4 protein-coding genes are annotated in these 3694 nt (G+C 45.1%); 3 read left to right on the forward strand and 1 reads right to left on the reverse strand.

Annotated elements, in window-relative coordinates:
* The 3 genes from COY37_RS00465 to COY37_RS00475 form a co-directional block, all read left to right on the forward strand.
* A partial coding sequence (locus COY37_RS00465; RefSeq protein ID WP_286975476.1) for a response regulator transcription factor occupies window positions 1-343 on the forward strand: 343 nt, incomplete at its 5' end.
* A 147-nt stretch (window positions 344-490) separates the two neighbouring features.
* A complete protein-coding gene (locus tag COY37_RS00470; RefSeq protein ID WP_286679429.1) occupies window positions 491-1378 on the forward strand; it encodes an ABC transporter ATP-binding protein in 888 nt (295 codons plus the stop codon).
* Window positions 1359-1991 carry an ABC-2 transporter permease gene (locus COY37_RS00475; RefSeq protein WP_286679430.1) on the forward strand — a complete coding sequence of 211 codons (633 nt, stop codon included), beginning with the start codon at window positions 1359-1361 and terminating at the stop codon, window positions 1989-1991. Before COY37_RS00470 ends, COY37_RS00475 begins: the two co-directional genes overlap by 20 nt.
* A gap of 52 nt (window positions 1992-2043) precedes the next feature.
* Here COY37_RS00475 and COY37_RS00480 read toward each other — a convergent pair whose 3' ends face one another.
* Window positions 2044-3438, reverse strand: a complete 1395-nt coding sequence (locus tag COY37_RS00480) for a CCA tRNA nucleotidyltransferase (protein WP_353682490.1) — start codon at window positions 3436-3438, stop codon at window positions 2044-2046.
* Between the last annotated feature and the right edge of the window lie 256 nt (window positions 3439-3694).

Here is a 3694-nt window from a genome sequence, read left to right on the forward strand (position 1 = left end):
AACTAACCTTCTAAGCCTTGGATATAACGTCTCCGAAATCGCGTCTGTTCTCTGTATATCGCCGTATACAGTTAGGCGTCACCTATCATACATATATGAAAAGCTCGGTATTCGAAGTCAGATTCAGCTGGTAGTACTGTATTTTAATGGCAACGGTAAGGCAGAAAAGGATACTCGCTATGATACCGGCAAGCAATGCCTATTATCAAAAAGAGAGGCGGAGGTATTGGTTCTCTATAACCAAGGGTTGGTTTCTAAGCAAATAGGCGAAGCACTATTCATATCGGATTCTACCGCACGTGAGTACCTAAGACGAATTAGAAAAAAACTCGGGGTTGACTAATAAATACTAAACTATGAAAGTTAGAGCATCTCTCTTGAGAGTATAATCGAGAGCAAAGCTCAACATACTGTTTAAAGTTAAACGCCAAACATTGTGGGCTATGTTAATTATAGGAAGCGTTATTAATCTTAGAGAACAGGTGGGTCTGTGGATAATAGGTTGATTTTGCATATTAGAGATCTAAACAAAAAGTACGACAAGTTTGCCTTAAAAGACATAAACATCGAATTGCCAACCGGTAGTATTATGGGGTTTATCGGTCCCAATGGCGCGGGAAAAAGCACGACGATCAAGTCCATCCTCAATATAATACCCTTTGACAGCGGTCGGATATTAATTAACGGAATGGACAACATAAAAGACGAGATTAAAACCAAGCAAATTATAGGGTACGTAGGAGAACAGTTAAACCTCTACAACGAGGTTTCCGCCTACAAAATCTATAAATTCGTAAAAAAATACTACCCGGAGTGGGACGATTCGTTTTTTCATCAGCTGGTAAATAAATTTGGATTAGATTTAAACAAGAGAATAAAGGAGCTCTCCAAAGGAACCGGCGTAAAATTTGCGTTATCGTTGGCGTTGTCCCACCATCCAGAACTTCTAGTCCTTGATGAACCTACATCTGGGTTAGATCCTGTAGTTAGAAATGAAGTGTTAGACATACTCTTGGGCATCGTGAATACCGAGGGCTGCTCGGTGTTTTTTTCCTCGCATATAACTGAGGACATTGTAAAGGTTGCAGATTACGTTACTTATATAAACGATGGAACAATTCTCCTGAGCGACTCAAAAAAGAACATCCTAGAAAACTACAAAAGCCTGGAGTTTGCTGACGATATCCCAGAAAGCGTAAAGAGGCACTTAAAATTCTACAGGAATAATACCGCGATCATAAACAACCTGGACGAGCTTTTGGCATGTTGCTCTAAGGAATTTAATGGCAGTAAGGTCGTATCTAGGGCCGCTGCGTTAGACGACATATTGTTATTTTTAATCGAGGAGGACGCCGCTCATGCTGAACTTAATAGTTAAGGATCTCGTTTTCAATGCAAGGCAGGTACTCATAGGGTTACTTATGTCGATGTTTGGGTTCTTAACAATACTTGATGGACCTAAGTACGCGGCGATCGGGCTCTTTATGGTTCCGGCCCTTTTGTTCAGTCAAATTGTTGGCAAAAGCTGCTATATGGAGGATAAAGACAATGCTTTTAAGTTCTTAAAATCACTACCGATTTCAAAAAACAACGTAGTGATTTCCAAATATGTAGAGTGCATCATTACCCTGGTATGTTCTTATGTGTTTATGTATTTGGTTAACCTTGCCTTAACTTCATTGGGATTATCTAAGTATGTTTTTAATTTTAATCTCGTAGCATATATGGCAAGCGTGCTCTTATTATATTTCTCAGTGTATCTTTGGATCTTCTTTAAGTATAATTTTGCAAGCGCACAGCACTCTACTTTTTTTATCCTGATGGGCTCCGTCGCTTTTTACAAAATTCAAGATTATTTAAAGATAACTTCAATAAAGATTCCGGGGTTTTTTACGGGCATTAATACGTCCTATACGTTGTTCGCCGTAGCGCTGGCAGCATTTATCGTATTAATCAAGTTATCTATTAATGCATTTTTAGCCAAGGAATAATGTAAGGCCGGTTTCTGATCCGGGACACATAGCTCATCAATACCGCCCGGGCTTAAGGTTTGATCCCCCGCTCGCCGGCCCACCTGTCCACCATAGCGTACGCTTCTTCTTTGGTATTGATTTCTCCCTCAAGCTTTGCATCAAGGAGCAGATTTAATATTTCACCGACCAGGGGCCCGGGCTTTATGCCGAGATATTGCATAATCTCGTGGCCGTCGATCGGCGCTCTGATCTTGGCGGTCTCCTCGGCCTCCTCAAGGCTTAAAATGCGCTCCTCCAGCTCATCGAAAACCTGAAGCGCGTCCCGCATCTTGCGCGGATTCTTAGTGGTACAATCGGCGCGAATCAGCTCGTTAAGCTTATCCCGCAGCTCACCCGCATCCTTGATATACCTGCGCACGGCCTTATCCGTCCAGCCCATCCTATATGTATACACCCTCATGTGAAGGTAAATAAGACCGGTAACCCCATCGATAATTGCCCCGGGATACTTCAATGCGCGCAACCGGCGCTTTGCGATGGAGGCGCCGACGGCATCATGATTGTAAAACGTTACCTTGCCCTCGATGATTTCCTTAGTCTCTGGCTTGCCTATGTCATGAAAGAGCGCCGCAAGCCGAAGCACCAGATCGGGCTCTACCCGCTCGACGACCGTAAACGTATGCTCAAGGACGTCCTTGTGGTGGTGCTCAGGGTCCTGGGTTATCTTTAGATTCGACAATTCAGGAACAAACTCGCTGCTCAAGCTTGTGCTTAAGAGTAATCTCAACGCCTTTACCGGGTCGCGCCCGGTGAGAATCTTTGAGAACTCATCGCGTATCCGCTCGCTCGATACCCTGGCAAGCTCACCCCTATAAAGGGTTATCGCCTCTTCGACCTCCGGCGAAAGATGCATCCCCATTGTCGAGACAAAGCGAACCGCCCTCATCATGCGTAACGGGTCGTCGGTAAAGCTTTGCTCGGGGCTCATCGGGGTACGAAGCACCCGGTGAATGAGGTCTTCCTGACCGTTGAACGGGTCGATCAACCGTCCCTCGGGAAGCTCGAGCGCCATCGCGTTTACCGTAAAGTCGCGTCGTGAGAGGTCGTAATAGATATCGGTTTCAAAGCTCACCTGCGGGTGGCGGGTTTGATCCGCATATACCTCGCTCCTCAGGGTGGTTATCTCTATCTTTAAGTGACCTTTGCTTAAGCCGACCGTCCCAAACCGAATCCCAATCAACCAGAGATTATCGGCCCATGCCTTAACAATTGCGATGATCTCATCGGGGATGGCATCGGTCGTAAAATCGAGGTCTTCGTGAAACTTACCGAGTAATGCATCCCGTACCGTCCCACCCACCAGGTAGAACTTCTTGCCGGCCCTCTCAAAAAGCATGCTAAGCTCCTGGACGATCGGGTGTTTAAACGACGGTAGTAAATTATCTAAATTAAGAGGCTCCTCTATCGTATATCCTCCTCGCGTTTTTACAGATACTGATAATCAAGCAACATTATTTTACAGATACTGCTAATCGAGCAACAGTATTAATGTACCAGATGAGGGCGGATATTAAAAACCCCTTGCACTACTTTGGCAGCCAAACGGTTGTGGCTTGTTCACCGGTTTAGACCATCGAACCGAGCGGATTATCGAGATAGGGGGGCTTAGGCAACCCGCCCCATCCACTGGAACAAACGCTTGCTTAACGTCTCGACCTCAG

Origin of the sequence: Candidatus Aquicultor secundus (genome assembly GCF_002791875.1) — a bacterium.
Taxonomy (GTDB): Bacteria; Actinomycetota; Aquicultoria; order Aquicultorales; family Aquicultoraceae; genus Aquicultor_A; species Aquicultor_A secundus.